Below are 3,245 nucleotides of genomic sequence, written 5' to 3'. Positions count from 1 at the left end.
CGGCGTCGGGGGGCGCGGCACTCGGTGAATCTGCTGTCGCCGGTGCGGCGACGGCCGGTTCAGCCGGCGTTGACGCAGGTGTTGCCGAAGGCCGGGTTGAGCAGGCCGATGACGTTGATGGAGTTGCCGCACAGGTTGATCGGGATGTGCACCGGGATCTGGAGCTGGTTGCCGGAGAGCACACCGGGGGAGCCGGCGGCCACACCCTCGGCGCCGGAGCTGGCGAACGCACCGCCGGCGGCACCGAGGACCAGACCGGTGGCGGCCAGGGACAGGACGGCGGCCTTCTTGAAGTTGCGCATGTCTTTCCTCCGTTTTCTGCCCGACGGATGGGAAATGTCGGGAGCCGGGCGAGCACGAATACTCACCCGCTGGTTTCTGGGGATTGCCGTGATTGTCACTCCGGCGGCGCACACCGGCGTGTTTCGCCCATGGCTCGGGCGTCGACGCGGCCGCCGCGTTGTTCCAGCACCTCGCGAACAATTCCCGCACGGCCGGGAGCGGTTCGGGCAGAGGTGCGACCAGGGGAATTCCCGGTCAGGCGCTGAGGCAGTTATTGCCGAACGCCGGGTTCAGGAGGCCCACGACGTCGATCGAGTTGCCGCACACGTTGAGCGGAATGTGCACGGGCACCTCCACCGAGTTGCCCGAGACCGCGCCGGCCGAGCCGGCCGCGACACCCTCGGCGGACGCGCCGTGCAGGTGGTGGGCGGACGCGACGCCGGCGCCGGCGGCGAGCAGGGCGGCGCCGGCCGCGGTGCCGACGACGCCGTGGGCGAGCTTGCGCATGGGCGGTACTCGATTCGTGTGAAGGGGGCCGGGTGGATCGTGTTCCGCCAGAGAGAACGAGGCACCGTGCGAGGGGAAACGGTCCGGTCCGCTGATCACCCGAATGCCGGTCGCCGTCTCCGTTGGGCCGGATGGGTGACAGTGCGTCCACTGTCGCAACCGGCCCGGGTGGGTGTCGTTCTTGATGTCGCACTCCCCGTGCATCTCTGTATGAACAGTCAGGAGGCTCGTATGAGCATCAAGAAGACCGCCGCCGTCGGCGCGGCCGTGGTGGGCATCGTGGCCGCCGGCGCCGGCACCGCGATGGCCAGCTCCGGCGCCGAGGGTGTCGCTGCGGGTTCCCCCGGTGTCATCTCGGGCAACCAGGTTCAGGTTCCGGTTCACATCCCGGTCAACCTGTGCGGCAACACCATCGACATCATCGGCCTGCTCAACCCGGCGTTCGGCAACCACTGCGCCAACGCGGGCTGATCCTGCTCCCGGTTCGGCCGGTACGAGCCGCTGTTCCGCGCTTCCCTCCTGGGGCGCGGGGCGGCGGCTCTCCGCATGTCCGGGGGCGTGTCGGGGCGTCAGGTTCCGGCGGTGTCACAAGCCTTGTTGCGTTACTTGTCAGTACCTAGAATATGAGACCTGCTCACCTTTCTTGCTCCGCGCCGCTCGGCGCCCGGCCGGGCGGCCCCCCACCCCCCGCAAGGAGTCGCGTGTGATCAGGTCCCGACTGACAGCGGCGCGGCGGCCCCGGACGGTGGCGCGCCGCTCCCCGTACGGCGCGCTGCTCGCCACCGGCGCCCTCGTCGCCACCCTCGGCCTGGCCGGCGCTCCCGCCGCCCTCGCCGACCCGGCCCCCGCGGCCGGCGCCACCCGCCCGGCCGCCATCGTCGCCCTCGGCGACAGCGCCATCTCCGGGGAGGGCGCCGGCACCGACACCAACGACGGCTACTTCCCGGAGACCGACAGCCCCACCAACTACTGCCACCGGCACCCCAAGTCGGAGATCTTCGTCACCGACATCCCCGGCGTCACCCCGATCGACCTCGCCTGCTCCGGCGCCCAGACCGGCGACCTGGTCAGCGACCCCGAGCTCGCCAAGGTCACCGGCTCCGGCAGCGGCGACTTCGGCGAGCCCAAACAGGACGTCAAACTCGCCGACGCGGCGGGCAGGTACGACGTGAAGATGGTCGTCGTCACGATCGGCGCCAACGACGACTTCGACTTCAGCGGGATCATGATGCACTGCCTCGCGCAGTACTTCCCGATCCCCAAGGACCAGGGCTGCCGCGACACCATCGGCAGCGACGAGATCGTCCAGCGCGCCAAGCGGGTCCAGCCCAAGGTCGTCGCGGCGCTCCAGAACATCCGGCAGACCATGCGGAAGGCGGGCTACGCCGACTCCTCGTACCAGCTGGTCTACCAGTCGTACTTCAATCCGATCACCCCGGACATCCGGCGCAACGACTACCTCGGCAAGGTCGCCGACGGCTGCCCGGCCTTCCCCGAGGACCTCGCCTGGGGCCACAACTGGGTGGTGCCGACCTTCAGCGACGCGCTGCGCGGCGCCGCCGAGCAGGTGCCCGGCGTGCGCTACCTCGACCAGCGGCGGGTCGCCTTCGGCCACGAGGTCTGCGCGGAGTGGACCAGCTCCCCGTACGAGTACAGCAACGGGGACGTCATCAACCTCGCCGAGTGGGCCCGCAACGGCTGCGACTCGCAGATCGGCATCCCCGGGCTGTGCATGAACATGGTCCGCCAGTCGTACCACCTGAGGGTGGCCGGCTACCGCGGCGAGGGCGTCTGCCTCGGCCAGTTCTTCGCCAAGCCCGAACTGGCGCAGGCCTACTGCACGCTCAACCAGCAGAACACCACCTCCATCCAGCCGCTCACCCCCGGGCAGCCGTTCGCGGACGTCCCCGAGGACGGCTCCTGGTACCAGCTCACCAACGCGGCCAGCGGCAACGCGCTCGACCTCACCGGCGGCGGCACCTACGGCGACTCCACCAACGGCCGGGCCGCCATCACCTATCCGGCCACCGGCGGGCTCAACCAGTCCTTCGTCCTGGAGGCCAAGGCCGGCGGCAGCTACGAGCTCGACTTCAGCGGCAACCGGGACATGTGCCTGGACGCCAACGCCGCCTCCACCGCCGCCGGCACCCGCATCCAGCAGTGGCGCTGCAACGGCGGCGGCAACCAGCACTGGGTCCTCAAGCCGGCCGGCGGCGGCCGCTACAAGATCGCCGACTCCCAGGACCCGACCAAGGTGATCGCCCCCGGCACCACCCTCGACGCCAAGGGCAACCCCGCCGTCGAACTCGCCACCGACACCGGCGCCGCCGGCCAGCTCTGGCAGCTCACCAAACTCGGCATCGTCTACCTCCACGGCTGATCCCCGGCCCCTCCGCGGCGCCGCCCCCCCCCCAACCCGGGGGGGGGGGCCCCCCGGGTTTTGGGGGGGGCGGGGC

4 protein-coding genes are annotated in these 3,245 nt (G+C 70.8%); 2 read left to right on the top strand and 2 right to left on the bottom strand.

The window, feature by feature from the left end; genetic code table 11:
- Positions 1-59 precede the first annotated feature (59 nt).
- Positions 60-302 carry a chaplin gene (locus ACFWPT_RS40745; RefSeq protein ID WP_380375485.1) on the bottom strand — a complete coding sequence of 81 codons (243 nt, stop codon included), beginning with the start codon at positions 300-302 and terminating at the stop codon, positions 60-62.
- A 235-nt stretch (positions 303-537) separates the two neighbouring features.
- Positions 538-789, bottom strand: coding sequence for a chaplin (locus tag ACFWPT_RS40740; RefSeq protein ID WP_380375483.1), 252 nt, complete (start codon positions 787-789; stop codon positions 538-540).
- Between the two features lie 231 nt (positions 790-1,020).
- Between ACFWPT_RS40740 and ACFWPT_RS40735 the strand changes: the two genes are divergently transcribed.
- Together ACFWPT_RS40735 and ACFWPT_RS40730 are read left to right on the top strand one after the other, a co-directional pair.
- Positions 1,021-1,260 carry a chaplin gene (locus tag ACFWPT_RS40735; RefSeq protein WP_380428449.1) on the top strand — a complete coding sequence of 80 codons (240 nt, stop codon included), beginning with the start codon at positions 1,021-1,023 and terminating at the stop codon, positions 1,258-1,260.
- A gap of 232 nt (positions 1,261-1,492) precedes the next feature.
- Positions 1,493-3,169, top strand: coding sequence for an RICIN domain-containing protein (locus ACFWPT_RS40730; protein WP_380488086.1), 1,677 nt, complete (start codon positions 1,493-1,495; stop codon positions 3,167-3,169).
- Positions 3,170-3,245: the final 76 nt, after the last annotated feature.

It is taken from the genome of Kitasatospora sp. NPDC058478, assembly GCF_042720345.1.
Lineage (GTDB): Bacteria > Actinomycetota > Actinomycetes > Streptomycetales > Streptomycetaceae > Kitasatospora.
This window is presented reverse-complemented; position numbering and strand designations above follow the sequence as displayed.